This is a genomic window from Phenylobacterium sp. (genome assembly GCF_036563385.1).
Lineage (GTDB): Bacteria > Pseudomonadota > Alphaproteobacteria > Caulobacterales > Caulobacteraceae > Phenylobacterium.
The window spans coordinates 388,304-414,532 of sequence record NZ_DATCML010000015.1 but is presented as its reverse complement, the minus strand read 5'-3'; the positions used below and the strand labels follow the sequence as shown (position 1 = coordinate 414,532).

Below are 26,229 nucleotides of genomic sequence, written 5' to 3'. Positions count from 1 at the left end.
GTCCGAGGTCTCGCCGCTCAGGCTTGCGCGGCCTGACAAAGCTCGCGAAGCGCGGTGAATAGCGCGTCCGTGCGGTCGAGGTTGAGAGCCTCGACCTCGCGCGGCAGGCGCTGCAGCGTCTCCCACGCCTGGGCCCAGTGATCAAGCGGACCGATCCCTTCGCGGGCGCGGTCCAGCGTCATGGTGTGGACCCGCTCCGCGAGGCGGTCGAGCAGGAGGTTGAACTGCGCCTGCCCCTCCCCGCCCCGAAAACGGTCGGCGAGCGACAAGGCGAACGCGTCGTCCACCCGCGGCAGCTCGCCCAGCAGGTGGCGGGCCGCATCGTCCATGGCGATAGCGTCGCCCGCGGCCAGCGCCAGGGCCCGGCCCGGGGCTCCGCCGGCCATCCGCGACAGCCGAAGGGCCTCTTCCTCGGTGACCTCGGCGCGCGTCCTGACGAACTGCGCGGCATGCTCAAGGTCGTAGGGATGGAACGCCAGCCGCCGGCACCGCGACCGGATAGTGGCCAGCAGCCGCCCTGGGGAATGGGCCACCATCAGCAGCACGCCGCGGGGCGGCGGCTCTTCCAGCGTCTTCAGCAGCGCGTTGGCGGCGTTCACGTTGAGGTCGTCGGCGGCGTCCACGATGGCCACCCGGTGGGGCGCGCTCGCCGGCGATTTGGAGAAGAACTCGGCGAGCCTGCGAACGTCGTCCACCGGGATCACCTTGCGGGGCTTGCCGTCCGGGCCCTCGCGTTCGAGCACCAGGATGTCCGGGTGCGAGCGCGCGGCGACCTGGCGGCTGACCGGGTGCTCGGGGTCGGAGCCCAGCAGCCCGTAGCGCGCGTCGGCGGGAGCGCCCAGAAGCCGCCGGGCGGCGCGGTAGGCGAAGGTCGCCTTGCCGACGCCTTCCGGCCCGGTCAACAGCCAGGCGTGGTGCAGGCGGCCCCGGGCGCGCGCCGCCTCGAAGGCCTCCTCCGCCTGCGCCTGGCCTTCCAGGCTGAAGACCTCGCGCGGGTGCGGGACGTCAGGCATCGACGCCCAGACGGCCGCTCACCGCCGCCCAGACCTGCGCTTCGACGGCCTCCAGGCTGCCGGTGGCGTCGATCATGGCGCAGCGGTCCGGCTCGGCCGCGGCGATGGCCTGGAAGCCGTCGCGCAGCCGCTGGTGGAAGGCCATACCCTTGGATTCGAAGCGCATCTCGGAGCCCGCCCGCGCATGCGCCCGCTCCAGGCCCACGTCCGGCGGCAGGTCGAAGACGAGGGTGAGGTCCGGACGCGTTCCTTCCAGGATGTGGCGCTCGAGCGCCGAAATCAGGTCGGGCGCCGTGCCCCCAGCGGCGCCTTGGTAGGCGCGCGTGGAGTCGGCGAAGCGGTCGCACACCACCCAGGCGCCGCGCTCAAGGGCCGGGCGGATGACGCGCTCAATGTGGTCGCGCCGGGCGGCGTACATCAGCAGGGTTTCGGTGACGGGGCTCCAGCGGTCCGCGGAACCCTTCAGCACCAGTTCGCGGATGCTCTCGGCGCCGGGCGAGCCGCCGGGCTCCCGGGTGGCGACCACGTCGTGACCCGAAGCCTGCAAGCGGGCGACAAGCCGCTTGAGCTGGGTGGATTTCCCAGCCCCCTCGCCGCCCTCGAAAGTGATGAACCGCCCGCGCGTCACCGGCCCAAATTGGCCGCTTCGCGGCGGATGTCTAGAAGGTCCGTATGACGCGCGCGTCCGCGAAGCCGGCCTCCGCCACCCGCGCCCGGAGCGCGTCGGCCTTGGCGGCGTCGGACGGACCCGCGACCAGCACGCGGTAGAGGGTGACGCCATCGCGGTCGACCTGCTCGATGGCGGCGGGTCCCGCCGTCTTCAGCAGGCTCACGGCGCGCCGGGCGTTGTCGGGGTTGGCGAACGAACCCGCCTGGACGCGGTAGGGGGCGCTGGCGGCCACCGTGGCGGCCGCGGGCCTGGCGGCGAGCGGCGCTGCGGCCGGCGCCTCGGCCAGGAGCACCGGGGCAGGCTCCGTTTGCAGTTGCAGCCTGGCGGGCGGCCGGGTGAGCCGTGCGGTCGCCACGGGCGGATCAACCCGCTCGGTGAGCAGGGTCAGTGGCTCCGGCGCGGGCCGGTCGGTCCTGCGGCTCTTTGGATGGCTCTGAGCGATGTGTCGGCCGGAGGCGTGCCAGACCATCCCGGGCCCGACGTATTGCACCCGCGCCCGAGCGACGCCGGCGCGGTCGAACCCCAGCTGGCGGGCCGCCTCGCGGCTCACGTCCATGATGCGGCTTTTCACGAACGGCCCGCGCTCATTGACCCGCACCCGCAGGGTGCGGCCATTGTCGAGGTTGGTGACGTCGACGATCGACGGCAGCGGCAAGGTCGGATGCGCGCCGCTGACGGCGTCCCGATCGAAGCGCTCGCCGTTGGCCGTCTTCTTCAGGTGGAAGTCGTCGCCGTACCAGGAGATCACGCCCACTTCGTCCAGATCCCACTGCTCGCGTGGCACATAGCGGACGCCCTCCACTTCATAGGGCTTGCCGATCACGTAGGCGCCGCCCTCCCCCGGCGTCGCCGCCGTGACGGTGGCGGCCACCACAGGGAACCTTGGTCGGGCGGTGGCGCAGGCGGTGAGCGCGAGCGCTGCGGCGAGAACGACGACGGCGCGGAAGCGCGCGCCCCAAGCATCACTAACGGCCATTCTGGCCTCCCCGTCCGCGCTTCACCGCGCGTATCGGGCCAATTTGCCGCAGCCATGGTTTCCGACGCCTTAACTACGTTGAAAAGACGTGGAAATCGGCGACTCGACGTTATTCCAGGCTGACCTGGATGGTCGCGGTCCGGATCCCGGCGTCGCCCACGTAGCGCACCCGCACCCGCGCCAGCCCCTTGCCCTCGAAGCCGAGCCGGCGCGCCGCCTCCTGCGACAGGTCGATGATCCGGCCGTCAACGAACGGGCCGCGATCGTTCACCCGCACACGGATGCGCTTGCCGTTGTCCAGGTTGGTGACTTCGACCACCGAGGGCAGCGGCAGGGTCTTGTGCGCGGCGGTGATGGCGGCCTTGTCGAAGCGCTCGCCGTTGGCGGTGGGCCTGCCCTGGTGGTGGCCGCCGTACCAGGAGGCGACGCCGACCTCGTCATAGTCCGGCTGTTCGCGGGGCACGTACCACTTGCCGTTCACCTGGTAGGGCTTCCAGGTCCCGCCGCGCTTGGCGGTGGCGGGCGGCGCTTTCGGCGGACGAGCGGCCCCGTCTTCGCCCACGGCATAGCGCGGCCCGCCGCTGGCGCAGGCGGCCAGCGAGGCGGCGGCGGCCACACTGGAGGCGCGCAGGAACTTACCGACTTGCATGGCGAGGCCCCCATGTGCGGCTCGCCCCCCGAACGGAGGCATGGTTAAGCCTGCCTTAGGAAACTTGCCCTGCGGTTAAGCGCCACGCCGGTGGAGCCGCCGGCCGCGTCCTGCTAAGAGGCGCCCTCCGGACAGGTGGCCGAGTGGTTTAAGGCAGCGGTCTTGAAAACCGCCGTGGGTTCACGCCCACCGTGGGTTCGAATCCCACCCTGTCCGCCAGGCCTGGGGCTACGCGCAGGGCGCCAGGCTGTGGTACGGGCGCGCCATGAAGTTCAACATGGGCTGCGGCCAGAACCGCATCGCGGGCTACGTCAACGTCGACGCCTATGCGGCCTGCGAGCCGGACGAGGTCTGGAACCTGGAGCAGACGCCCTGGCCGTGGCCGGACAGCTGCGCCACGGAAGTGCTCTTCAACCACTCGCTCGAGCACATGGGGGCGGACCCCCAGGTGTTCCTCGCCCTGATGCAGGAGCTCTACAGGATCGCCAAGGACGGCTGCCTGATCACCATTCGGGTCCCGCACCCCAGGCACGACCATTTTCTGAACGATCCCACTCACGTCCGGGCGATCACGCCGGAGCTCCTGACCCTGTTCGATTGGGAGGCGAACGAACGCGCTCGCGCGCTCGGCGCAGCCAACACGCCCCTGGCGTTCTATACGGGGGTCGACTTCAAGCTCGTCGAGCGGTCATCCGTCCTCGATGAGCCCTATGCCGGACGGCTGCGCACGGGACAGATCAGCCGAGCGGAGCTGGATGAGCTCATCCGCGAACGTAACAACGTGGTGGCGGAGTACCGGCTGAAGATCATGGCGCGAAAGCCTGGCCCAGCGGGCGCCTGACGCCGGCGTAGCGGGCGCCGTCGAAGGTCCCCGGTACGGCCAAGCGCTGATTCGTCACACGGCGGTTGGCGGCTGGAAGGGATAGACGCCCGGCTCCCTTCCGATGGTCTCGCCCACATGCGTACGTTCCGCGCCTACCTCCTGAACCCCGCCGGCCGCATCACCTGGGGAGAGTGGATCCAGGCTCACGATCTGGCGGAGGCCGAAGCAAAGGCGCGCGAGCTCTGCAACGCAGGCGTGCCGGTGGTGGAGCTTTGGGAGGGCGCCACGCCCGTCTCCGACGTTCCCTGCGACCCTCAAGAGCCTGTGCGTAGGCTGGCGAGCTAAGCGCCTCGCGCCTGCCAGCCGTCAGGGGCGCTGCGACGCGGCCATTGCGACCACCGGTATTCGGCTCTCGGCGAATGTTACGCCCGTGAGGCGCTGAGCGAACCGGCCCGGCTGCAAACACGGCCGGCAGGGATCGCCATGGCCGGGCCGTTCGTTTGGGCCTGCCGCAGCCAGCCGGACCCACGATGATCGAGACCCGCGAGCACCTGATCCACGTCCTCACCGAGGCCGCGCAGATCGAGCACAATCTGCTCTGCTCGTACCTCTATGCCGCCTTCAGCCTGAAGCGCCCCGGCGAGCCTGGCCTAAGTCCCCGTCAGGAAGCTGCGGTGGAGCGCTGGCGCAAGACCATCGTCACGGTGGCGCTGGAGGAGATGGCCCACCTGGCCACCGTGAACAACCTGCTGGTGGCGGTCGGCGGCGCCCCGCACTTCGATCGCGCCAACCTGCCCCTGGCGCCCGGCTACCATCCGGCAGGCGTGATCGTCCGGCTCACGCCGTTCACGATGGAAACCCTCGACCACTTCATCTTTCTGGAACGCGCCGATCACCACCGCCTGCAGGACGCGCCCGGCTTCGAGCCTGTGGACGTCGAGCGCAAGCCCAGGCGCGGCGGCCTGACCCCGTCCGCCGCGGACTACCTGACGGTCGGGGCGCTCTACGACTCGATCGGCGAGGGCCTGACGCGCCTTGTCGAGCGGCACGGCGAGGCGAAGATGATCGATGACACGGGTTCACGCCAGCTGGATACCGAGGTCGCCCGGCTGCCGAATGTGGCGCGACTGACCAGCCTCGCCTCCGCCCATGCGGCGATCGCATGGATCAAGGAAGAAGGAGAAGGCTCCACCGGCTCGGCGAGCGGCCAGGAGAGCCACTTCGACCGCTTCTGCGCCATCAAGGCGGAATGGCTGCAGTTCACCGGCGAGGACCCCGCTTTCGAACCGGCCTGGCCCGCGGCGCATGACCCGGTGATGCGTAAGCCGCTGGAGGGGCTCGACCGCGTCTGGGTGACCGCGGAGCCCGCGGCCAGCCTGCTCGACCTCGGCAATGCGCTCTACGGCTTCATGCTGCAGCTGCTCAGCCAGGCTTACGCCTGTGACGAACCCGCCGACCAGGCGCGCCTCATGAACGCCGCGGTCGAACTGATGGAGGGCTGCGCGGCGGCCGCCACCGGGCTCGCTCGCCTCCCCGCCAGCGAGGCCCGTCCGGGCGTCCATGCGGGCCTCACCTTCGCGGTGCCGCGCAACCTCGGCTTTCGTCCGGTCGGGATCGCGCGCCGCACGATCTTCCTCGAACGCGCCCTTGAACTCCACAGGGGCGCCGAGCGGCTGTTCCCGACGCTCGACAACAGCATCAGCGAGAAGCTGGATCGCCGCCTGGGCGCCGTGGTGGAGATACTCGGGAGCGAGATCAGCACGGGTCGACGATAGGCCACCCATCGGCGTGTTTGCGGTAAACCGGCGGCAGACAGACTGAACCGCCAGCGGCCGCAGTGGCGCGCGCGACAGATTCCCCGCAACTTGCGCGGCGATGAGTCCGACCGCCCAGGAGATCCCCAGGACCGCCGCGCTCCGGCGGGTAGTGACGAACGCCGGGAAGCTGCTGGGCGGGCGGTCGCTCAACGCCGTGCTCAGCCTGGCCTATCTGGCGGTGGCGGCGCGGGGACTGGGCGTCGCCGAGTTCGGCGTGCTCGTGCTGATCCACGCCTTCGCGCAGTTCCTCGGCGAAGTGGTCAAATTCCAGTCCTGGCAGACCCTGATCCACTACGGCGCAGGCCCGCTGCAGGCGGGCGAGACCGGCCGCTTCCAGCAGGTCCTGCGTTTCACCGTGGCGCTGGACGCCGGCAGCACGCTCGTCGGCCTGGGCCTTGGGGTCGCGGGGGCCATCTTGCTCGCCGGCCGGCTGGGGTGGGACGCGGAGCACGCGCCCCTGGCGGCTGGGTATGTGCTGTCGGCGGCCTTCATGGTCTCGGCGACGCCGCTCGGCCTCCTGCGGCTGTTCGACCGGTTCGACGTGCTCGCCGGACAGGCGGCGGTGGTTTCGTTGGTTCGGCTGGCCGGCTGCGGCCTCGCCTGGGCGGCGGACGCTACCCTGGGGACATATCTTCTTATCTGGGCGCTCGGGACCGGCGCCGGCTTCCTCTACCTGGTGACCGCCTCCCTGGTGGAGCTGCGCCGACGGCGGCTGCTCGACGGCTTCGTATGGCGCGGGCCGCTGGCGCAGGGCCTGCCCGGCGTCTGGCAGTTCGCCTGGTCCACCAACCTGAACTCCACCCTGGACGTGGCCTTCACCCACGTGGTGACCCTGGTGGTCGGCGGCCTGGTGGGTCCCGCTCAGGCCGGCTTCTGGCGGATGGGTCGCCAGGTGGCGGACGCGATCGCCAAGCCCGCCAAGTTGCTGACGCCCGCGCTCTATCCCGAACTCGCCCGCCTGCGCATCGCCGAGGGCGAGGCGCAGATGGCCAGGCTGGCCGTGCAGGTGGGATTGATGACGGGCGGCTTCAGCCTGGCCATCGTCGCTGTGGCGACCTTCGCGGGCGGACCGCTGCTCACCCTGGTCATGGGCAAAGCCTTTGCGCCCGCCGCCGAACTGATGACCTGGCAGGTGGCCGCAGCCGCGATCAGCATCTTCGCCCTTCCCCTTGAGCCCATGCTTGTGTCACAGGGGCGCCCCGGCGCGGCGCTGCGCGTCCGCCTCGTGGTCAGCTTGGCGTTCCTGGCGGTCCTCGGCTTCCTGGTGGAGGCTTGGGGCGCGCGGGGTGCGGCCATCGGCCTCGTGGCGGCGGCCGCCGCCATGGCGCTGGGTAACCTGGGGATGCTGCTGCGAAGGCCCGCCGTGGCCCGCAGCCCACAACAAGCCGCTTGCGGGGACTCAAGTCCCGGCGCGAAAGACGAACCGTGACTCCGACACCGACCGCTCCCGACCGCGAACTCCGCCTCGGCTTCGCCACCCTGATCGAAGCCCTCGAGTTCGCCGCGACCCGCCCAACCGGCGTGAACCTCTACGACCAGCGCGGGCGTATGGCGCTGGCGCTGCCTTACGCGACGCTGCGCGACGAGGCGCAAGCGCTCGCGGGCCGCCTTTTGGCGTCCGGCCTCTCCCGCGGCGACCGAGTGGGTCTCGTGGCCGATACGGACGCCGACTTCGTCCGCCTGTTCTTCGCCTGCCAGTACGCGGGCCTGATCCCGGCCCCCCTGCCCCTCCCTGCGCCGCTCGCTGGGCGGCAGGCTTGGATCGAGCAGATCGCCCGCCTCCTGACCTCCGCGGGCGCGGCGGCGGTGTTCGGACCCGACACCCTCCTGCCCTGGCTGGCTGACGCCGCCGCCGAAGCCGGGCTACGCGCGCCCATTCCGGCCGCCGAGCTGCCCCAGGCGGCCAACGCCGCCTTGCCGGAGATCAGCCCTGAGGACGCCTGCTATGTGCAGTTCTCGTCCGGCAGCACACGCACACCCACCGGCGTGCTGGTCACCCACAAGGCGCTGATGGCCAACGCGCTGGCGATCACCCGCGACGGCCTGCAGGTGCGGCCCGAGGATCGGGCGGTCTCATGGCTGCCTCTCTACCACGACATGGGCCTGATCGGCTTCTTGCTCAGCCCGCTGGCCAGCCAGATGACTGTCGACCTGCTCCCCACGGCCGCCTTCGTGCGCCGGCCGCTGATCTGGCTCGACCTGATCACCAAGAACGGCGGCACGATCTCCTACAGCCCGACCTTCGGCTACGAACTCTGCGCCCGCCGCGCGGACACGGCCGACATCTCGGCCTACGATCTGTCCGGCTGGCGCATCGCTGGGAGCGGCGGCGACATGGTGCGCCCGGGCCCCCTGCGGGCCTTTGCGGCGCGCTTCGCCGAGGTGGGCTTCCGCGAGACCGCCTTCGTGGCGAGCTACGGCATGGCCGAGGCCACCCTGGCGCTCACCATGGCCCCGTTGGGGCGGGGCATCAGCTCGGCTCCGGTGGATGTGGAGCGGATGGAGAACGAGGGGATCGTCGCACCTGCGGACGGCCGCCGCGCCCGCGAATTCGTCAGCTGCGGCCCCGTCCTGCCGAACCATGAGCTCGAGGTGCGCGACACCGACGGCCGCCTTCTGCCGGAACGGCGGGTCGGCCGCGTCTTCGTCCGCGGCCCCAGCATCATGACGGGCTACCTCAACCAGCCAGAGGCCACGGCCGCCGTGCTCCACAAGGACGGCTGGCTGGACACCGGAGACCTCGGCTTCCTGGACGGCGGGGCGTTCACGCCCACCGGCCGGGCCAAGGACCTGATCCTGCTGAACGGCCGCAACATCTGGCCGCAGGACCTGGAGTGGACGGCGGAGGCGGAGGTGGAGCGCCTGCGCAGCGGAGACGTGGCCGCCTTTGCGGTGGAGCGCGACGGCGACGACGAAGTTGTGGTTCTGGTCCAGGCGCGCTCCAGCGACCCGGTCGTACGCCAGGCCTTGATCGACGACGTCGCCGCCGTGCTCCGCGCCCGCCATGCCGTGGAGGCGCGAGTCGAACTGGTCGGGGCGCACGCCCTGCCCCAGACCTCCTCGGGCAAGCTGAGCCGCTCCAAGGCCCGGACGCTCTATCTGGCCGGCGCGTTCCGCTCGGTCGAGCCTGCCTGACGGTGGAGCGCGGGCTCGCGGCGCTGACTGGCGCCACCGGCTTCCTCGGACGGCATCTGGTTCGCGCGTTGGCCGGCCGCGGCTGGCGTGTCCGCATCCTCACGCGCCGCGACCCCATCGACCCGCTCTGGCGCGACCTCGAGCCCGAGGTGGTGGTCGGCGATCTGTTCGACGCCGCGGCGCTGCGCGCCCTCGTTCGCGACGCGGAGGTGGTGATCCACGCCGCCGGCCTCGTGAAGGCCCGTCGCGTCCAGGACTTCACGCGTGTGAACCGCGACGGCGCCCGCGCCGTGGCTGTGGCGGCGGACGGCGCGCACCTTCTGCTGGTCTCCAGCCTGGCGGCCCGCGAACCGCACCTATCCCCCTACGCGGCTAGCAAGCGGGCCGGCGAGGACGCCGCGCGCGAGGTGGCGGGCGGGCGACTGACCGTGGTGCGACCGCCGGCGATCTATGGCCCCGGCGACCGGGAGATCCTGCCGCTGTTCAAGGCCGCGGCGGGTCCGGTCCTGCCGATCTTCGCGGAACACGCGCGCACCGCCCTTGTGCACGTGGCCGACGCCGCCCGACAGGTCGCTGCGCTGGCGGAACGGGCTCCGGAGGGCCGCACCTGGGCGCTGAGCGATTCGCGCCCGGAGGGCTATGCCTGGCGTGAGATCATGCAGGCGGCCGCCGCGGCGGCGGGGGGCAGGCCGCGACTCATCCGCGCGCCAGACGGCGTCGTCCGCGCCCTTGCGGCGGCCTCCGTCCTGCAGCGGCTGCGGGGCGGCGCCCCCATATTCACCCCAGGGAAGGCCCGCGAGTTCCTCCACCCCGACTGGAGCGTCTCGGCGGAGGAGGTCGCGCCCGGGCTTCCGTCATCAGAGTTTGACCTTTCGACCGGTCTGGCGCACACGGCGGACTGGTATCGCGCAGCCGGCTGGCTCCCGCACAATTTGTGACCGCGACGTTACAAACGGTGGAAATGCCGGGCCATCGTGATTAGCTACCGTCCAGGGGACTTGCCAGAGGGGGCAGGCACAAGCATGGCCGAAGTCGTCACCGATCTTACGGTGCGTGAAATCGAGCGCGCCGTCACGACCGTGCTCGGTCGCGCGGTGCGCCTGCAAGACAAGACCGACATCGCCCGTGATCTGTCGGTCGATTCCCTGGCGCTGATGAACATCGTGATGGAGCTCGAGGACAGGTTCGATATTTCGATCCCGCTCGATCGTCTTGCAGACATCCAGACGATCGGCGACCTCAGCGCCCTGATTACCGAGCTGCGGGCTTAAGGCGACTATCGAATGGGACTGCTCGACAAGCACCTGGGCTACAGCCAGGCCTATGAAGGCATCCGCAGCCTCGGCGCGGATCCGTTCAACGTCCGCTTCGACGCCGTGCGCTCGCCCACCGAGGCCGAGCTAAACGGCCGGCGGGTCATCCTCCTGGGCACCAACAACTACCTGGGCCTGACCTTCGACCCGGAGTGCATCGACGCCTCGGCCGAGGCGGTCCGCACCTGGGGCACCGGCACGACCGGCTCGCGCATCGCCAACGGCAGCTTCGGCGGCCACCTGGCGATGGAGACCGAGCTCGCCAAGTTCTACGGCCGCAAGCACGCCATGGTCTTCACGACCGGCTACCAGGCGAACCTGGGCGTGCTGTCCGCCCTGGTCGGGCGCGGCGACCACCTGATCCTCGACGCCGACAGCCACGCGTCCATCTACGACGGCGCCCGGCTGGGCCACTCGGAGGTGATCCGCTTCCGCCACAATGACCCGGAAGACCTCGCCAAGCGGCTCCGCCGCCTGAAGGACGTCCCCGGCGAGCGTCTGATCGTCGTCGAGGGGATCTACTCGATGATGGGCGATGTCGCCCCGCTGAAGGAGATCGTCGCGGTCAAGCGCGAGATGGGCGGCTACCTGCTCGTGGACGAGGCCCATTCCATGGGCGTGCTCGGCGAGAAAGGCCGCGGCCTGGCCGAAGCGGCGGGCGTGGAAGCCGACGTGGACTTCATCGTCGGCACCTTCTCCAAGAGCCTGGGCGCAATCGGCGGCTTCTGCGTGTCCGACGACGACGCTTTCGACATCCTGCGCGTCGTTTCGCGCCCCTACATGTTCACCGCCTCCCTGCCCCCCGCCGTCGTCGCCTCGACGCTGGCGGCGCTGAAGCGGGTTGAGGAGGAGCCGGGCCTTCGGGGGCGCCTGCAGGCCAATTCCAAGCGCCTGTTCGATGGCTTGCGCGCCATGGGCTTCACCACGGGCGAGACGGTCAGCCCCATCGTCGCCGTGGTCATGCCCGACCTGCCGACGGCGCTAACCGCCTGGAATGCGCTCCTCGCCAACGGCGTCTACCTGAACCTGGCGATGCCGCCGGCGACGCCGGACAACCGGCCGCTGCTGCGCTCCAGCGTCAGCGCCGCCCACACCTTCGAGCAGATCGACGAGGTGCTGGGCGTGTTCGAGGCCGTCGGCAAGCAGATCGGCCTGCTTCCGTCTGAGCAGCGCGCCCTCGGCTAGGCCTGAGGGCCCGGCCTGCGGGCCCTCAGCAGCTTCCAGAGCACGCCCGGCGCCGCCAGCAGCGGGTGTCGCTCGCGGAACGGCGTGACCTCGATGGGCAAGCCGGTGTGCCGCTCAATCTTCCACGCCGCGTAACGCGCCGCGCCTTCGAAGGTGAAGGCGGCCTTGCCGATGCGCGCCAGGTTCAGCGGCTTGCCCATGGCCCGCCGCAGTCGCCAGCCCCGGCGCAGGCTCCGCGCCAGCGCAGGTGAGGGCGTGGGGCGCAGGTCATCGCCGACGCGTTCGAAAGGGATCGCGCCGTCGCGCCAGGCCGCGGGAAGCAGGCGGCCCCAGCGCTCAGGGGCCACGCGCAGCAGCTCGTCGGCCCGACCGGCGTCCTCGACCCGGAACTCAGCCTGGTAGGTCTGCCGGAACAATCCCCGCCAGAACTCCAACGCCACCCCGCGCTCGGGTCCAAGCACGGCGGCGTAGCAGGCGGCAGTGACGATGGCGCGCTCCACGCCGGCCTGCACCTGCGCTTCAGCCCCCGCATCGCGCGCCCAGACCAGGGCCGCGGGCTGGACGAACCGCGTCCAGATGGTGGTGTCCAGCCGCTCGCCGCGTGCCGCGGACTGGAACGTTTCGAGCGGCATGGTAGCCACCTTGGCGCGCAGCCGTCCCTGGGAGGTGTCGGCCTCGCGGTAGCTGACCTCCGGCCAGAGCGCGGCCTCAACCATGCGGCGCAGCCCGCGCCGGCCGCGGCCATCGGTGAGGACGTAGAAGTCGAGGAGGCCGCTAAGGTCGCCGGTGCGTAGGGTGGAGCCGTAGTAGAGCACCGCCAGGGCATGGGGGTCCTGGGCGAGGTCGCGCACGAACTCCGCTACAGGTTTCGGCGGCAAGGCCGACAACTCGCGTTGCACGTGGCTGCGCAGCGTCGTCACGTGACGAACTCCAGGCGCGGTCCCGGGCGGACGATGAGGTCGCCGGCGGGATAGGCTTCGCCGTCGAGCACGTAGTGGCCGTCGAACGCCACCTCGAGCGACCCATCGCGACGGACGTAGCCGGCGGGCTCCAGCCAGGCGGGGGCCTCCCCCTTCCAGAGGGGAGCCATCGCCGCGACCAGCCGGCGCGGCGGCGCGTCGATGGCGAGCGCCTTGAGCCCCGGCCGCTCGGCTCCGAACGGCTTGAGGCCGAGCGGCAGGCGCTCGAGGGTGGAGGCGATCACCAGGAAGCGCGACTTCTCGCTCGCGGCCTGGTCGCCCAGGCGCAGGCGGAGCGGCTCGCCGGCCCGCCAGCCGCGATCGGCCCGCCCCGCAACGCTCTGTACAACGGAAGCGGCCAGGGTGAGCGCCACGGCCAGGGTGCCGAACGCCCCCATCCTATGGGTCGACTGCGCCAGGCGCGTCGCGCGCACATAGGCTCCCGTCCCGAAGATGAAGCCCCGGCGCTGTTCCGAACCATCCCTGCGGGCGACCTCCACGCAATGCCGGACCTGACGTGGAGCGGCCTGGTCCAGCCCCCGCTGCAGCGCTGCCTCCACGGTCCAGTCTGGCGGGACGCCGAGATCCTCGGCCAGAACATTGGTCTTGCCGGAGGGCACAACCGCCAGACGGGGATGGCGCGGGCCAAACGCGGCCGGGATGCGGGTCAGCACGTCCCGCACGGTGCCGTCGCCGCCGTCCACCACCACCAGGTCCACGTCGTTGGCCGCGAACTCCTTCAGGGCCTCGACCAGAGCGTCCTTCGTGCGGGGCTTGGCGAACAGGGTGCCTTCCGGCGCCTGCGCCCACTCCATGTTGCGCCGGTTGCGGTAGCTCTTCGGATTGCGGATGACGCCGGCGCGCATCAGCGCGAGAGCCAGGAGACGACCTGCTCGCGCGGCGTCACCAAGGCGCGGACGAGTTGCACCGCGTGAACGGCCAGCGAGATCGCCGTCCAGGCGCCGACGAGCCAGAAGCCCAGCCCCGGCGCGCCGAGCAGAGCCGCCGGCGTCAGGATCAGCAGGTTCGGGTTCCGCCGAGCGGTGATCAGCCGGAAGAAGCTGTCGAACGGCCGCCAGGAATGCACGTGGAAGCCATAGCGGCGCATGAACACGCCCTCGATCGCCCGCTGCACCCAGTAGCCGATCAGGATCACGCCCAGCATCAAGCCGGCCTGGTCCGGCAGCTGCCCGGTGTGCTCCAGGCCCACGTACCAGGCCCACCACCAGAACGGCGGGTGGATGAGGTCGATGCCGTGATCGAAGATGTTGCCGAACTTGGACGAGGTGAGCGTCACGCGGGCGAGCTTGCCGTCCACCGTGTCCAGGAAGGTCATGATCCAGGCGCAGGCCAGGCCCCAGCCGTACTCGCCGATCCAGAACAGCCAGAACGCCGCCAGCACCAGCAGGAAGCCCGCGAAGGTCACCTGATTGGGCGTCATGCGGGCGAGCGCGCACCACCGGGTCACGATCCGGGCCGGCAGCGGCCAGGCGTATTTGGTGACGATGTCGGTCACGCCCTTGTAGGAGCCCTTGAAGGTGCGCGCCTCGACGGCGCGGACGTTCGCCTCCGTCAGCGGCTCCAGTACGGGCGGTTCCTTCTTCCGGAGCGCCTCGTTGTAGGACAGGGCATCCAGGTCGAGCACCTCCAGGCCGGGGCCCGGCGCCTGGCCGGTGCGGACCATCTCGGCGACCGCCGGCCCCTGTCCGGCCGGCGCATGCGCCGCGACCGGTATGCCGCCCGGCGCCACCAGCACGCTGCCGGGACGCTGGACGACCGTCTTCAGCAGCGGCTCGTCGAGAACCCAGTCGCCGCGGGCGACCACGGCCGCGCGGTCCGGGGCCGGCGTCTGCGCCAGCTCCAGGCCGGCGCGCAGGAGCATCCGGCGCAGCCGTTCGGCCCCCGTCATGCCCCAGATTCGGGCGTCGCCGCTGCCCACGACGACGCCGAGGGGCCGTTCGCCCGCTGCCTTGTCGCTCAAAACCGCCACCACCCCTTTGCAAATTCGCCGGACTTGATAGCCAGATTGCCCCGCGCCTGACCAGAATCCGTTCGTCCCCGTTGTCGCAGATCCGCCTCGCCCACTTTTCCGATCCGCACCTGCCGCCGCCGCCCATGCGGCTCGGCCTTGCCGACGCCATCTCCAAACGGGCGCTGAGCCGGTTTGCCTGGCGGCGCAAGCGGAAGACGCACCGGCCGGAGGTTCTGGCCGCCCTCGTGGCCGACATCCACGCGCACGCCCCCGACCATCTCGTGCTCACAGGGGACCTGACCAACTTCTCGACAGTGGAGGAGTATGCCGCCGCAACCCGCTGGCTCGAAAGCCTAGGTCCCGCCGAATCAGTGACGGTCAGCCCCGGCAATCACGACGCCCTCATCGGCGCGCGGGCGGGCGATCCGCTGCAGGCGTGGGGTCCTTGGCTGGGCGATGCGGCGGACGGGACGTTCCCAGGCGTGCGGGTCCGCGGACCGGTGGCGCTGGTGAACCTCTGCACCGCCGCGCCCACGGCGCTGCACCTGGCGCAGGGTCGGCTGGGCGCAGACCAGTTGCGCCGCCTCGGCGAGCTGCTGCGCACCCTGCGCGACGCCGGCCTTTATCGCCTCGTGATGCTGCACCACCCCATCGCGGAAGGTGCGGTCTCCAGCCGCAAGGCGCTCACGGACGCAGCCGCCCTGCGCGAGCTGCTTGCGCAGGAGGGCGCCGAACTGGTGGTGCACGGCCATGCGCACCTATCGCTGGTCACCCACGTCCCGGGGCGGGGCGGGCCGATTCCGGTGCTCGGGGTGGCCTCAGCCTCGGCTGCACCCCGTCGCCACAGCGAACCCGCCCGGTGGCATGAGCTGACCATCACGCGGACGCCCGACGGATTCGACACGCGGGTGGCGGCGCGCAGGATCAACGTGGCCGGGGCGTTCGAACCGCTGGGGGCCTACCGTCTGACCTCCACCGCCCGGCGGTAGCGAGGCATCTCGGCCTTTCGGGCTTTCATCGATCAGACCCCCTCCCTATGATGCACCCGACAGCGCCACCGGCCTGTTTCTCCGGCGGAAGATGACCAACCCGACAGCCCAGAAGTTCGGCCATCCCAGGACACTCGTCGCGGAAACCGACCAGTGGCTGGTCCTCGTGCGCCCACAACAGCCGACGCTTGGCTCCCTGGTGCTCGTCTGCAAGGAGCCGGCCGGCGCGTTCTCGGAGCTGAGCCCGGCCGCCTTCAGCGACCTGAAGACGGCGGTGAATGGGATCGAGCGCCTGCTCACCGGCTTCGTGGGCTATGCCCGCATCAACTACCTGATGCTGATGATGGTGGACCGGGATGTGCACTTCCACGTGATCCCCCGCTACGAGGGAAGCCGCGAGCACGCCGGCCTGTCGTTTCCCGACGCCGGATGGCCGGGCCAACCGGACCTCGGCGCGCATGTGGCGTTGGACGACGGCCAGGCCCAGGCGCTCGCCGCCCATCTCGCCGGCCGCTGGGCCTGACGTTCGACGGTGAACGGTTTGCGCCTGATCGACCGCTACGCCCTGAAGCTCATGCTTTGGCCTCTGGTCGGGGCGATCCTGGTGACCCTTACCGGCCTGCTTCTCGAGCGCGTGCTCCGCCTGCTCGACGTGCTCTCAGGCAGCAGCAACCGATTCGGCTTTCTCACCGAGCTGACCGCAAACCTGGTGCCGCACTACCTGGGCCTCACCCTGCCCGCGGCCTTCTTCATCGCGCTGTTCGTCGTGATCTCGCGGCTGAACCAGGACTCCGAGATCGACGCGCTGCTGGCCAGCGGGGTCTCCTTCAGCCGGATCGTCGTGCCCTACGTCGGCCTGGGGCTGGTGCTGATGACCATCAGCCTCGCCCTGTTCGGCTATCTGCAGCCTTACTCCCGCTACGCGTACCGCGCCGTCCTACATGCCGCGGAGAACGCCGGGTGGAGCGGCTCCGTCCAGGGCGGGATGATCGTCTCGCCCAACGACAAGCTGACCATGACCACCAACTTCGCCGACGCAGCGGGGCGGCGCCTCACCGGCGTCTTCATCCGGCAGATCGACGACGCCGGCCGGGAGCAGGTCATCACCGCCCGCACGGGGCAGTTGCGCACCAATGCCGACGGCCAAAGCGCCACCCTGCTGCTCGACCGCGGCCTGCAGCTTGGCACGGATAAGCGCGGGGACCCGCAGGTGCTGAGCTTCCAGACCTTCAGCATGCGCGTTCCATTGGCCGGCGCCGCGCGGCTGCTGCGGGCCCGGGGCGGCGACGAACGCGAACTGACGCTTGGCGAGCTGATCAGCGAGTCCCGCCGCGCAGACTCGCTGATTCCACGCGAGACCCTGATGGCGGAGTTCCTGGCCAGGATCAGCCGGGCGCTCTCCCTGCCACTGCTGCCGCTGCTGGCGCTGCCGCTGGGACTGGCGGCCAAGCGGCGTGGCGCGGCGCCCGGCATGGTGATCGCCGGCCTGCTGCTGCTCACCTTCAACCAGCTCCTGCAGTTCGGCCAGGGGTTAGCCGCTAACGGCAAGGCGCCGGCGGCGCTCAGCGTCGGCGGGCCGTTCGTGCTCTTCGCCGCCCTCTGCGCCGCCACCTTCGTCACCAGCCGCAAGCGGCCGGGCGACACGCCCGCCACGGTGGCTGTGGAGCATGTCGCCGATGTGCTTGCCCGGGGCCGCAAGCGCCTGAAGATGCGTCGGAGGGCTCCGGCGTGACCATGACGGGGCACATCACGAAGGTCGTGGGGTTCCAGATCCTGGCCGCCCTGCTCGTACTTGTGGGCGTGTTGCAGGTGCTGGACCTGCTGGACGTCACGACCGAGATCGTCCAGCGCCAGCTAGGGCCGGGCGGCGTGGCCTGGTACAGCCTTCTGCGCCTGCCCCGGCTCGTCGAGCAGTCTGCGCCCCTGGCGGTGCTCGCCGGCGCGCTCTTCGGCTTCACGCGCCTCGCCCGCAACAGCGAGGTCACGGCCATGCGCGCCGCTGGCATGAGCGGCTATCGCCTGACCGCCATGGCGCTGCCGTTGGCTGGGGCGATGATGCTGGCCCAGCTGCTGATGAGCACGCTCGTCGCGCCGGCAGCCGATCAGACGCTGGCGAGATGGTGGCGCGACACCGCCCCCGCGGCCCAGCGCGCGGCGACCGAGCCCCGCACCTTCCGCATCGGGACGGATATCGTGGTCGCCACCCCCTCTCCCACCGGCGCGGAGCGCCTGGACGGCGTCACCATCTATCGCCGCACGCCAGACGGGCAGCTGATCCAGACCATCGCCGCCCGCACGGCCGTATACAGGGACGGAGCCTGGGCGCTGGCGCAGCCCCAGGTGCGCACCGTGGCGCCTGGCCAGGTGCAGACCGGCTCCGCGAGCGAGCTGCTCTGGCGCACCGACCTGGCCCCGGCCGAGGTCGAGGCCATCTTCTCGCAGACGCAGATCAGCCCCGGGGTGGCGGTGGCGGCCCTGGAGGGCGCGGGCTCGGTGAGACCACGGAGTTACTACCAGACCCAGCTGCAACGTTTCGCGGCTGACCCGATCGCCTGCGTCGTCATGCTCCTGCTCGCCGTGCCGGTGGCGCTGGCGAACTTCCGCAGCGGCCGCGGCGGCGTCACCCTGGTGATCTGCCTGGCGGCGGGCCTGCTGTTCCTGGTGATCGATGGGGTGTTCACCGCCATCGGCGAGAGCGGCCTCGCGCCCGCCTGGCTGGCGGCTTGGGCGGCGCCGGTGCTGTTCTCCGCCGCCGGCGTGTCGGCCCTGCTGAATCTGGAGGGATGATGCTCGCCGTCGTCCCGGTGGCCACGCCCGCCGAGCTGGACCGCTTCATCCGCCTGCCCATGCGCCTCAACGCCGGCGATCCGAACTACATCGCCCCGCTCCTCATGGAGCGGCGCGAGGCGCTGACGCCCAAGACCAACCCGTTCTTCGCCCACGCAGAGGTGCAGCTCTGGCTCGCGACCCGCGACGGACGCGACGTCGGCCGCATCAGCGCCCAGATCGACCACCTGATGCCCGACAACCTCGGCCGGGCCGGCCACTTCGGGATGATCGCCGCCGAGGACGACCCGGAGGTGTTCGCCGCCCTCTTCGCCACCGCCGAAGCCTGGCTGCGGGCTCGTGGCCGCGACCGGGCGCTTGGGCCCTTCAATCTCTCGATCAACGAGGAGGTCGGCCTGCTGGTGGACGGGTTCGACAGCCCGCCCATGGTGCTGATGGGCCACGATCCGCCCTACGCCGGCGAGCGCATCGAGGCGCTGGGCTACCGCAAGACGCAGGATCTTTACGCCTACATGGCGGACAACACGCGGGACGCGCCGGAAGGCGTCCTGAAGCGGGTCCGGCGTGGCCCGCCGGAGGGGGTCGTGCTGCGGGAACTGGACATGTCCCGGTACGACGAAGAGGTCCGCACGCTCACTCAGATCCTCAACGACGCCTGGTCCGACAACTGGGGCTTCACGCCGACCACGGAGGCGGAGACCGCCCAGCTCGCCAAGTCGCTGAGGCCAGTAATCGACAAGCGCCTCGCGTTCTTTGCGGAGATCGACGGCGAGACGGCGGGCTTCATCGTCTTCCTGCCGAACATCAACGAAGCGATCCGCGATCTGAACGGCCGTCTGTTCCCCTTCGGCTGGGCCAAGCTGCTCTGGCGGTTGAAGGTGACCGGGCTGAAGACGGCCCGGTGCCCGCTGATGGGCGTCCGCAAGAAGTTCAGCCGCACCCCGCGCGGCGTCCTCCTCCCGTTCCTGCTGATGCACGCCGGCGCAAGCGCCACGCGGCGGCTGGGCTACGACCGGGCTGAGCTGTCGTGGATCCTGGAAGACAACCGGGCAATGAACCACATCCTCCAGGCGGCGGGCGCGGAGGTCTACAAGACCTACAGGATCTACGAGAAGAGCCTGGCATGACGCCATTCCACGCCCTGGTCCTGGCGGGGTCCCGCGGGGGCGCGGACCCGGTGGCCGAGGCGGCCGGCGTGGCTCACAAGGCGCTCATCCGCCTGCAGGGGCGCACCTTGCTGGAGCGGGTGGTGACGACGCTGCGGGCCGCGGGCGCGCAGCGGATCGCCGTCTCGGCCAACGACCCGCAGGTCCGGGAAGCCGCGATCGCGTTGGGCGCGGAGGTGCTGCAGGCGGCGGGTGGGCCCAGCCTCAGTGTGGAACAGGGGGCGCAGGCGCTGGGCTTCCCGCTTCTGGTCACCACATGCGACCACGCCCTGCTCGAGCCGGCCTGGGTCCAACAGTTCCTCGCCGACGCGCCGCGGGATGCGGAGATCTGCGCCCTCCTCGCCGAGAGGGCGGTGGTGGAGAGCGCAGCTCCATCGACCAAGCGGACCTATCTGCGGCTAGCCGATGGCTGGTGGTCGGGGTGCAACCTGTTCTGGCTGGCGACGCCGACCGCCCTTCGCGCCGTGGACTTCTGGAAGCGGCTGGAGGCCGAGCGCAAGCGGCCCTGGCGCATGGCGGCGATCCTTGGGCCGGGGATGCTGATGGCCTTCCTCGCCCGGCGGCTGACGCTGACGGTGGCGGTCGCCAGGCTGGGCCGGATCGCCGGCGTGAAGGCGGCGGCCGTGTCGTCGCCTTACGGCCTCGCGGCCGTCGATGTGGACAAGCCCGCCGACCTCGAGCTGGTCCGGCGGATCGTCGGCGACCCCTAGGCGGCGGACTGGGCCGAAGGACGGGCCAGCCAGCCGGCGGTCATGGCCTGGTTGGAGTCGTAGTCGGCGGGGAAATCCATCTCGCCCCACTCGAGCCCCTCGATGGACTGGACGGTGACCACGCCGCTGTCGCGGGCGATCTCGTCGATGGCCGAGAGGTACCAGCGCTTCAGCCCGCCCGGCGAGCGGATCACGCCGTCGATGGTCTCGACAAAGCGGGCGGCGCCGGCGGGGGAGAAGCGGAGGAAGCCGATGGACTCGGCGTTGTACTCGGTGATGACCTTGCCGATGGACTGGAGGCGACCGTCCACTTCCAGGACTTTCATGTCGTCCGCGTCGTAGGACGACTTGCGGTCGACGGTGACGGTGATCTCGGCGGGCGGCGCGGCGACCAGGCGCTGGGCGATGGCGGGCTCGAAGACGGTGTCGCCATTCAGAAGCAGGAGGTCGCGATCGAACAGGTCCTTGGCCATCCAGCAGGAGGCCAGGTTATCGGCCACGTCGAAGAAGGGGTTGAACAGGGTCCTGACGGAGAGGCCCGGCAGGTCCGTGGCGGCGAGTTCGGCGTCCACCGCCTCGGCCTTGAAGCCGGTGACCACCACCACCTCCTGCACCCCGGCGGCGCGCAGGCCCTCGAGCTGCCAGCGCAGCAGGCTCTTGCCCGACAGCTCAATCAGGCACTTGGGCCGGGCGGTGGTCAGCGGCAGAAGGCGCTTGCCCTGGCCGGCGCTGAGGATGATGGCGCGAGTCACGGTCGGCATCCGGCTTCCCTCGCAGAAGATCGAGCCCTCGGGAAGGCGCCGGTTAGCCGCGGGCGGACCCCACGTGCGGCGAAGGGCCCGCCCCGCGGCGGCTTCGACGGCCGAAGGCCGCCGTCACCAGCTCCGGTGTGGGCATGACGGAGCGTCACCGTGGTAGCAGGTCGCACGCGCCTCGGTTGCAGCAAACGGCGACTCGCGACGTTCCGACGCACGTATGTGATCTCTGTTCACTGATCACGAGTCCGTCAAAAACGGCGGCAATAGGGCGAAGCTTGCCCTCTCGCGGCCCAATCCGTGGCCTTCGCGCAACAGGTCGCACCTACCTGTGGTAGGCGCCGGCGTGCGGTTTGTGTGCGCGCGAGTCAGACCCTAGGTGCCGGCCACTTTGAGCCGGAGCCTGCGTCTCCCCACGCCGGCGGCTCGGGAGGATCTATATGCGAATCCAAAAGCTTCTCCGCAGCGCGGCCCTCGCGCCCGTGCTGCTCGCCGTCGGCGCCGCCGCCGCCCAGGCCCAAGAGGCCGGCAGCGAGACGGGCGACCGTGCGGTCGAGGAGATCGTCGTCACCGCCCAGAAGCGCGAGCAGAGCCTGCAGGACGTGCCGATCGTCGTGACCTCGGTGTCCGGCGAGCTGATGCGCGACGCCGGCGTGCGCGACATCCGCGAACTGACGGTGCTGACGCCCGGCCTGACGGTGACCTCCACCTCGAACGAGACCTATGTGACCGCCCGCGTGCGCGGCGTCGGCACCGTGGGCGACAACCCCGGCCTGGAGTCCTCCGTCGGCATCGTGATCGACGGCGTCTACCGCCCCCGGAACGGCGTGAGCTTCGGCGACCTAGGCGAAGTCACCCGCATCGAAGTGCTGAAGGGCCCGCAAGGCACCCTGTTCGGCAAGAACACCTCGGCGGGCGTGATCAACATCATCACCGCCGGCCCGACCCGCGACCTGACCGCCGAGTCCGAGGCGACCGTCGGCAACCACGGCCAGTTCGGCTTCACGGGCGCGATCAGCGGCCCGATCACCGAGACCCTGTCCGGCCGCCTGTTCGCCGGCGCCCGCGCGCGTGAGGGCTATCAGGACATCGTCACGGGCCAGGGCCCGCGCGGCTCCACCGACGACAACAACCAGAACTTCTACACCACCCGCGGCCAGCTGCTGTGGGAGCCGAGCGAGGACCTCTCCGTCCGCGTGATCGGCGACTACACCAAGCGCGACGAGGACTGCTGCGTCGGCACCCAGCTGTTCGTCGGCCAGGCGCCCAACAGCCGCGGCAACTTCGTCAACGCGGTGCGGCCCGGCTCGCTCGACCTGACCAACACGCCGTTCGACCGCGTGGGCTACGCCAACCGCTCCACGGCCCAGCGCGTCGAGGACAAGGGCCTGTCCGCCGAGGTGAACTACGACCTGACGCCCGACGTCCAGGTCACCTCGATCACGGCGGTCCGCGACTGGCGCGCCGAGACGGGCCAGGACGCCGACTTCACGGCCGCAGACCTGGTCTACCGTCCGGCCGACGGCTCCAACTACATCGAGTTCACCCAGTTCTCGCAGGAGCTGCGGCTGGCCGGCCAGGCGGTCGACAACCGGCTGAACTGGCTGGTCGGCGGCTTCTTCTCGAAGGAAGACCTGAACAGCCGGTCGATCCTGCGCTTCGGCGCCGACTACTACCCCTACTTCGCCGGCCGCGTGCTGAGCGGCGCGCCGAGCCTGATCGGCTTGACCCAGGGCACCATCCTGCAGGCGGGCACGGGCACGGACGACCGCTACAACCAGGACGGCAAGACCTTCGCGGTCTTCACCAACAACTCGTTCGCGATCACCGACGCGCTGGAGCTCACGCTGGGCCTGCGCTGGACGCGTGACGAGAAGGAGGTGGTCACCGACTACAACACGACCGGCGCCTCCTGCGACCAGGCGGAGGCGGCTTTCGGCGCCCTCGCCCGCGTGGCCGGCGCGGCCACCGCCACCTCGGTGGTGGGCGGCCTGTGCCTGAACGGCCAGAACAACGACTTCGACGACCTCGGCCTGCTCGTCCAGGAGCGGACGGAGGAAGAGTGGTCGGGCACGGCCAAGCTGTCGTACCGCTGGTCGCCGGACGTGATGACCTACGCGTCCTACTCGCGCGGCTACAAGGCGGGCGGGTTCAACCTCGACCGTGAACAGCAGATCGTCGTCGCTGGCGGGCTGCCGAACTTCACCGCGGACCCGGACACCTCGTTCAAGGGCGAGTTCGTGGACAGCTACGAGCTGGGCGCGAAGACCAGCTGGTTCGGCAACAGCCTGCTGCTGAACGGCGCGGTGTTCTACCAGGAGTTCAAGGACTTCCAGCTGAACACCTTTGTGGGCACCGCCTTCGTGGTCGAGACCATCCCCGAGGTGATCTCGCGCGGCGTCGACCTGGACTTCATCTACGTCCCGCCGGTCGAAGGCCTGACCTTCCAGGGCGGCGTCACCTACGCCGAGACCGAGATCCAGCCGTTCACGGCTTCGGACCTGATCAACCCGACCCGCTTCAACAGCCTGCGTCGCCTGCCCGGCGCCCAGCTGTCGTTCGCGCCGCGCTGGTCGGGCTCGCTAGCCGGCACCTACGAGCGTGACGTGCTGGACGGCCTGAAGCTGAAGACCAACGTCTCGGCCAAGTACACCTCGCGGTACAACACCGGCTCGGACCTGCACCCGTCCAAGGTGCAGGACGAGATGGTGCTGGTGAACGCCCGCGTGGGCCTGGGCGCCCAGGACGAGTCCTGGACGGTCGAGCTGTGGGCCAACAACCTGTTCGACAAGGACTACCTGCAGGTCGGCTTCAACGGCCCCTACCAGGTGGACGAGAACAACGACGCGGTCAGCGTCTACAACGCGTTCCTCGGCGCCCCGCGCACCGTCGGCGCGACGCTGCGCTTCAAGTACTAGTCTCCCGCTTCAGGAGACGGCGGAACGGCCCGGAGCACTCCGGGCCGTTTTCGTTTGCCCGATCGCCGCCAGCAGCTTTCCGTCGCGGCCGTACGGGTCCGGCCGCTCGACGACCGCCCCGCCCGGCGCCGGCGAAAGAGTGAAGTAGGTGATGTAGACCGGCACGGGCTCGGGCAGGTCGACGCGCGCCTCCACCCCCTCCCCCGCCCTGCGGCCCTGCAAGAGCCACGCAGCCAGGCGGTGGGCGTCCTCCAGCCGGACACAGCCGTTGCTGACCAGACGCAGGTCGCGGGCGAACGCCGCCCGGTCCGGCGTGTCGTGCAGGTAGATCCCCAGACGGTTCGGCAGCATCAGCTTGACGCCGCCCATGAGGTTGAACGGACCCGGCCGCATGCGCAGCCTGGCCTTGATCGATCCGTTGCGAACGGCCTGCCAGTCGACGGTCTCCGGCGCGACGACCTGAGGGTCAGGCGTCCAGTCGGAGAGCACGTCGATACCGAGGGCGTCGATAGCGGCGGGGCCGCCTCGCAGGGCTTCCGGGGCATAGGTGTAGCGGGCCAGATCGACCGGAATGTTCCAGTACGGGTTGTAGACGGCGAAACGGATCAGCCCCGCCATCTCGGGCGTGGGGGCGGTGGGCTTGCCGATCACCACGGCCATGGTGTCCACTAGGCCCCCCTCCTCGAAGGCCCACAGCCGCCCGGCTGGGGCATCGACGATGATGAACCGCCGGCCGAGGTCCACCGGCAGCGCCCGCGCGCGCTCGAGATTGGCGAGCAGGCGCTGTTCGCGGTCGGCATCGCCACCGTTGCGACGGATCTCGGCCAGGGCGGCGCGGAAATGGGCGTAAATCGGATTGGCGCGCCGCAGACCGGCCACATGGGCGGCCAGCGACGGGGCGGCGGCCGCGGCGGCGAGCGTCTGGCCTGGGGTCGGCGGGTCCAGCCGCAGCGCCGGATCGCTCCAGGCGAGGCGCGCCATCTCGATGGGGGTGCGCAGGTCGGCGGCGTAGCGGGCGTAAGCGCGCGAGACGGCCACCTCCGCCTCGGCCAAGGCGGACGGATCGCCGCTTTCCGCCGCTGCGAGCCGTCCGGCCAGCGCCTCGGGCGCGTAGCGCGCCGGGATCAGGCCGTCCTCGGGCGCGCTGCGTACAAGCGCAAGCACCGTCTGCGCCTCCGGACGCGGGCCCTCGCCCGTCATCCAGAGCGGCCGGAACGCCCGCGCACGATAGACCGCGGCCAGGTCGGCGTCTGCGGCGGGAAGCCGTGCGACGACCGCCTCCAGCCGCAGGGCGACCGGCTGGTCACGGACCTCCGCCGCCTTGCTCCTCGCGGCCTGCGCCACCGGCGGGCCGAACGTGGCCGCGGCGGCGAGACAGCTGGCCAGGAATACGATCCCAACCAGCCGTTCCAGCCGCCGGACGGCGACAGGGTCTTTCGGCGTTCGCGTCAGCCGCGTTCGCCGGCCATCATGGTGTCGGTCCCGCCGGCGCCGCCCTGCGAAGCCGCGTCAGCGCCGAACGAACCGGCTCCGCTCGCGCCCGCGTCGGCGCTGGAGCCGCCCGAAGCGCCGCCACCGGTGGCTCCCATCGAAGAGCCGCCAGCTCCACCCGCGCCCGTCGCGCCCATGTTGGAGCCGCCAGCCCCGGTGGCGCCCATCGAAGAGCCGCCAGCTCCGCCCGCGCCCGTGGCCCCCATGCTGGAGCCACCGGCGCCCGTGGCCGAGCCGCTGGTCCCACCGGCGCCGCCGGAGGTCTGCGCGATGGCGACAGTGCCGAGCAGCAACGCGGAGGCGGCGCCGAGCACCGCAATTTTCTTGTTCATAGGTGGTCTCCTGACCGGGTTTGCTTAGAGAAGCAGAAGCGGAACCGCGGTTCGGAGAACGCGTTCCGCTTTATTCCTTTAAGCAAGTCGGTTCAGAGTGCGCGCGCTCAAGCCTCCTGCGGCAGGCCGAGTGGGCCGCTCGGCGCGGGCTGCCGCTTCAGCCGGCGCTTGGCGGCGCGGACGAGTTGCACGAGCTTCAGCACGGGCCGCGGCAGGGGATCGCGGCAGAAAGCGACCTTGCGGACGTAGCGCGGCACGGTCCACCTGGCCCACGTCCCCGCGGGGAACAGGGCCACGTCGCCGGGCCGAAGGGTGCGCACGCCGGCCTCGTCCTCCACGATGACCTCGCCCTCAACGATATGGACAGTCTCGTCGCCGGCGAAGAACCAGTTGAAGGCGCCCGCGGTGCAGTCCCAGAGCGCTGTCATCGCCGTGCCGTCTGGCGAGCGCGACAGTTCGGCGGAGCGGGCGAGCGGCGCGCCCTCCAGGATCCACTCGGGGCGGATCGGCGCGGGCTGCAGCCGCGCGGGATCGGTCGTCGCGAACACGATCATGGGTAGCCTCCCAGC

Annotated in this window: 26 protein-coding genes and 1 tRNA gene; 16 read left to right on the top strand and 11 right to left on the bottom strand. The window is 70.8% G+C overall.

Annotated features, from left to right (window positions below):
• Nucleotides 1–17: 17 nt before the first annotated feature.
• The 4 genes from VIL67_RS17090 to VIL67_RS17075 form a co-directional block, all read right to left on the bottom strand.
• On the bottom strand, nucleotides 18–1,013 hold the full coding sequence (locus tag VIL67_RS17090) for a DNA polymerase III subunit delta' (RefSeq protein WP_332050110.1): 996 nt from the start codon (nucleotides 1,011–1,013) through the stop codon (nucleotides 18–20).
• Complete coding sequence (tmk, locus tag VIL67_RS17085) at nucleotides 1,006–1,641, bottom strand: dTMP kinase (RefSeq protein ID WP_332050109.1); 636 nt, start codon at nucleotides 1,639–1,641, stop codon at nucleotides 1,006–1,008. The genes VIL67_RS17090 and tmk overlap by 8 nt, the downstream gene beginning before the upstream one ends.
• Nucleotides 1,642–1,672: 31 nt before the next feature.
• Nucleotides 1,673–2,659: a septal ring lytic transglycosylase RlpA family protein gene (locus tag VIL67_RS17080; RefSeq protein WP_332050108.1), complete on the bottom strand. Its 987-nt coding sequence runs from the start codon at nucleotides 2,657–2,659 to the stop codon at nucleotides 1,673–1,675.
• Nucleotides 2,660–2,768: 109 nt separating this feature from the next.
• On the bottom strand, nucleotides 2,769–3,308 hold the full coding sequence (locus VIL67_RS17075; RefSeq protein ID WP_332050107.1) for a septal ring lytic transglycosylase RlpA family protein: 540 nt from the start codon (nucleotides 3,306–3,308) through the stop codon (nucleotides 2,769–2,771).
• A 129-nt stretch (nucleotides 3,309–3,437) separates the two neighbouring features.
• Between VIL67_RS17075 and VIL67_RS17070 the strand changes: the two genes are divergently transcribed.
• From VIL67_RS17070 to spt, 9 genes are all read left to right on the top strand, one after another.
• Nucleotides 3,438–3,527 (top strand) — tRNA-Ser (locus VIL67_RS17070).
• Nucleotides 3,528–3,573: 46 nt separating this feature from the next.
• Nucleotides 3,574–4,149 (top strand): class I SAM-dependent methyltransferase, encoded by a 576-nt coding sequence (locus tag VIL67_RS17065; protein WP_332050106.1) that lies wholly within the window; start codon nucleotides 3,574–3,576, stop codon nucleotides 4,147–4,149.
• Nucleotides 4,150–4,266: 117 nt separating this feature from the next.
• Nucleotides 4,267–4,476, top strand: a complete 210-nt coding sequence (locus VIL67_RS17060) for a hypothetical protein (RefSeq protein WP_332050105.1) — start codon at nucleotides 4,267–4,269, stop codon at nucleotides 4,474–4,476.
• Between the two features lie 185 nt (nucleotides 4,477–4,661).
• Nucleotides 4,662–5,906 (top strand): ferritin-like domain-containing protein, encoded by a 1,245-nt coding sequence (locus VIL67_RS17055; RefSeq protein ID WP_332050104.1) that lies wholly within the window; start codon nucleotides 4,662–4,664, stop codon nucleotides 5,904–5,906.
• Between the two features lie 100 nt (nucleotides 5,907–6,006).
• Nucleotides 6,007–7,377 carry a lipopolysaccharide biosynthesis protein gene (locus VIL67_RS17050; protein WP_332050103.1) on the top strand — a complete coding sequence of 457 codons (1,371 nt, stop codon included), beginning with the start codon at nucleotides 6,007–6,009 and terminating at the stop codon, nucleotides 7,375–7,377.
• Nucleotides 7,374–9,083, top strand: coding sequence for a fatty acyl-AMP ligase (locus VIL67_RS17045; RefSeq protein ID WP_332050102.1), 1,710 nt, complete (start codon nucleotides 7,374–7,376; stop codon nucleotides 9,081–9,083). Before VIL67_RS17050 ends, VIL67_RS17045 begins: the two co-directional genes overlap by 4 nt.
• 2 nt (nucleotides 9,084–9,085) lie before the next feature.
• Nucleotides 9,086–10,021, top strand: coding sequence for an NAD-dependent epimerase/dehydratase family protein (locus VIL67_RS17040; protein WP_332050101.1), 936 nt, complete (start codon nucleotides 9,086–9,088; stop codon nucleotides 10,019–10,021).
• An 84-nt stretch (nucleotides 10,022–10,105) separates the two neighbouring features.
• Entirely contained in the window at nucleotides 10,106–10,354 is a 249-nt protein-coding gene (locus VIL67_RS17035) for an acyl carrier protein (protein WP_332050100.1), read from the top strand.
• A 12-nt stretch (nucleotides 10,355–10,366) separates the two neighbouring features.
• On the top strand, nucleotides 10,367–11,581 hold the full coding sequence (gene spt, locus VIL67_RS17030) for a serine palmitoyltransferase (protein ID WP_332050099.1): 1,215 nt from the start codon (nucleotides 10,367–10,369) through the stop codon (nucleotides 11,579–11,581).
• On the opposite strand, the gene VIL67_RS17025 is transcribed toward spt, so the two are convergent.
• The 3 genes from VIL67_RS17025 to VIL67_RS17015 are packed head-to-tail and all read right to left on the bottom strand — an operon-like array spanning nucleotide 11,578 to nucleotide 14,530.
• Nucleotides 11,578–12,501 (bottom strand): hypothetical protein, encoded by a 924-nt coding sequence (locus VIL67_RS17025; RefSeq protein ID WP_332050098.1) that lies wholly within the window; start codon nucleotides 12,499–12,501, stop codon nucleotides 11,578–11,580. The genes spt and VIL67_RS17025 overlap by 4 nt on opposite strands.
• Nucleotides 12,498–13,406, bottom strand: a complete 909-nt coding sequence (locus tag VIL67_RS17020) for a diacylglycerol/lipid kinase family protein (RefSeq protein WP_332050097.1) — start codon at nucleotides 13,404–13,406, stop codon at nucleotides 12,498–12,500. The genes VIL67_RS17025 and VIL67_RS17020 overlap by 4 nt, the downstream gene beginning before the upstream one ends.
• Nucleotides 13,406–14,530 (bottom strand): CDP-alcohol phosphatidyltransferase family protein, encoded by a 1,125-nt coding sequence (locus tag VIL67_RS17015; RefSeq protein ID WP_332050096.1) that lies wholly within the window; start codon nucleotides 14,528–14,530, stop codon nucleotides 13,406–13,408. The genes VIL67_RS17020 and VIL67_RS17015 overlap by 1 nt, the downstream gene beginning before the upstream one ends.
• 71 nt (nucleotides 14,531–14,601) lie before the next feature.
• On the opposite strand from VIL67_RS17015, the gene VIL67_RS17010 reads away from it, so the two are divergent.
• The 6 genes from VIL67_RS17010 to VIL67_RS16985 all read left to right on the top strand — a co-directional run bounded on the left by VIL67_RS17010 (nucleotide 14,602) and on the right by VIL67_RS16985 (nucleotide 20,164).
• Complete coding sequence (locus tag VIL67_RS17010; protein ID WP_332050095.1) at nucleotides 14,602–15,501, top strand: metallophosphoesterase family protein; 900 nt, start codon at nucleotides 14,602–14,604, stop codon at nucleotides 15,499–15,501.
• Between the two features lie 91 nt (nucleotides 15,502–15,592).
• Nucleotides 15,593–16,024, top strand: a complete 432-nt coding sequence (locus VIL67_RS17005) for an HIT family protein (RefSeq protein WP_332050094.1) — start codon at nucleotides 15,593–15,595, stop codon at nucleotides 16,022–16,024.
• 9 nt (nucleotides 16,025–16,033) lie between these two features.
• Nucleotides 16,034–17,233: an LptF/LptG family permease gene (locus VIL67_RS17000; protein WP_332050093.1), complete on the top strand. Its 1,200-nt coding sequence runs from the start codon at nucleotides 16,034–16,036 to the stop codon at nucleotides 17,231–17,233.
• A 2-nt stretch (nucleotides 17,234–17,235) separates the two neighbouring features.
• Nucleotides 17,236–18,288, top strand: a complete 1,053-nt coding sequence (locus VIL67_RS16995; protein WP_332050212.1) for an LptF/LptG family permease — start codon at nucleotides 17,236–17,238, stop codon at nucleotides 18,286–18,288.
• Nucleotides 18,288–19,415, top strand: coding sequence for a dATP pyrophosphohydrolase (locus VIL67_RS16990; protein WP_332050092.1), 1,128 nt, complete (start codon nucleotides 18,288–18,290; stop codon nucleotides 19,413–19,415). Before VIL67_RS16995 ends, VIL67_RS16990 begins: the two co-directional genes overlap by 1 nt.
• The gene (locus VIL67_RS16985) at nucleotides 19,412–20,164 is read left to right on the top strand and encodes a nucleotidyltransferase family protein (protein ID WP_332050091.1); all 753 of its coding nucleotides are present in this window, start codon (nucleotides 19,412–19,414) and stop codon (nucleotides 20,162–20,164) included. Before VIL67_RS16990 ends, VIL67_RS16985 begins: the two co-directional genes overlap by 4 nt.
• On the opposite strand, the gene VIL67_RS16980 is transcribed toward VIL67_RS16985, so the two are convergent.
• Nucleotides 20,161–20,925 carry a phosphocholine cytidylyltransferase family protein gene (locus tag VIL67_RS16980; RefSeq protein ID WP_332050090.1) on the bottom strand — a complete coding sequence of 255 codons (765 nt, stop codon included), beginning with the start codon at nucleotides 20,923–20,925 and terminating at the stop codon, nucleotides 20,161–20,163. The genes VIL67_RS16985 and VIL67_RS16980 overlap by 4 nt on opposite strands.
• Nucleotides 20,926–21,359: 434 nt before the next feature.
• On the opposite strand from VIL67_RS16980, the gene VIL67_RS16975 reads away from it, so the two are divergent.
• A complete protein-coding gene (locus VIL67_RS16975) occupies nucleotides 21,360–23,837 on the top strand; it encodes a TonB-dependent receptor (protein WP_332050089.1) in 2,478 nt (825 codons plus the stop codon).
• A gap of 9 nt (nucleotides 23,838–23,846) precedes the next feature.
• Here VIL67_RS16975 and VIL67_RS16970 read toward each other — a convergent pair whose 3' ends face one another.
• The 3 genes from VIL67_RS16970 to VIL67_RS16960 all read right to left on the bottom strand — a co-directional run bounded on the left by VIL67_RS16970 (nucleotide 23,847) and on the right by VIL67_RS16960 (nucleotide 26,214).
• Nucleotides 23,847–25,181: a L,D-transpeptidase scaffold domain-containing protein gene (locus VIL67_RS16970; protein ID WP_332050088.1), complete on the bottom strand. Its 1,335-nt coding sequence runs from the start codon at nucleotides 25,179–25,181 to the stop codon at nucleotides 23,847–23,849.
• Nucleotides 25,182–25,285: 104 nt separating this feature from the next.
• Nucleotides 25,286–25,660, bottom strand: coding sequence for a hypothetical protein (locus tag VIL67_RS16965; RefSeq protein ID WP_332050087.1), 375 nt, complete (start codon nucleotides 25,658–25,660; stop codon nucleotides 25,286–25,288).
• A 107-nt stretch (nucleotides 25,661–25,767) separates the two neighbouring features.
• Nucleotides 25,768–26,214: a cupin domain-containing protein gene (locus tag VIL67_RS16960; protein WP_332050086.1), complete on the bottom strand. Its 447-nt coding sequence runs from the start codon at nucleotides 26,212–26,214 to the stop codon at nucleotides 25,768–25,770.
• Nucleotides 26,215–26,229: the final 15 nt, after the last annotated feature.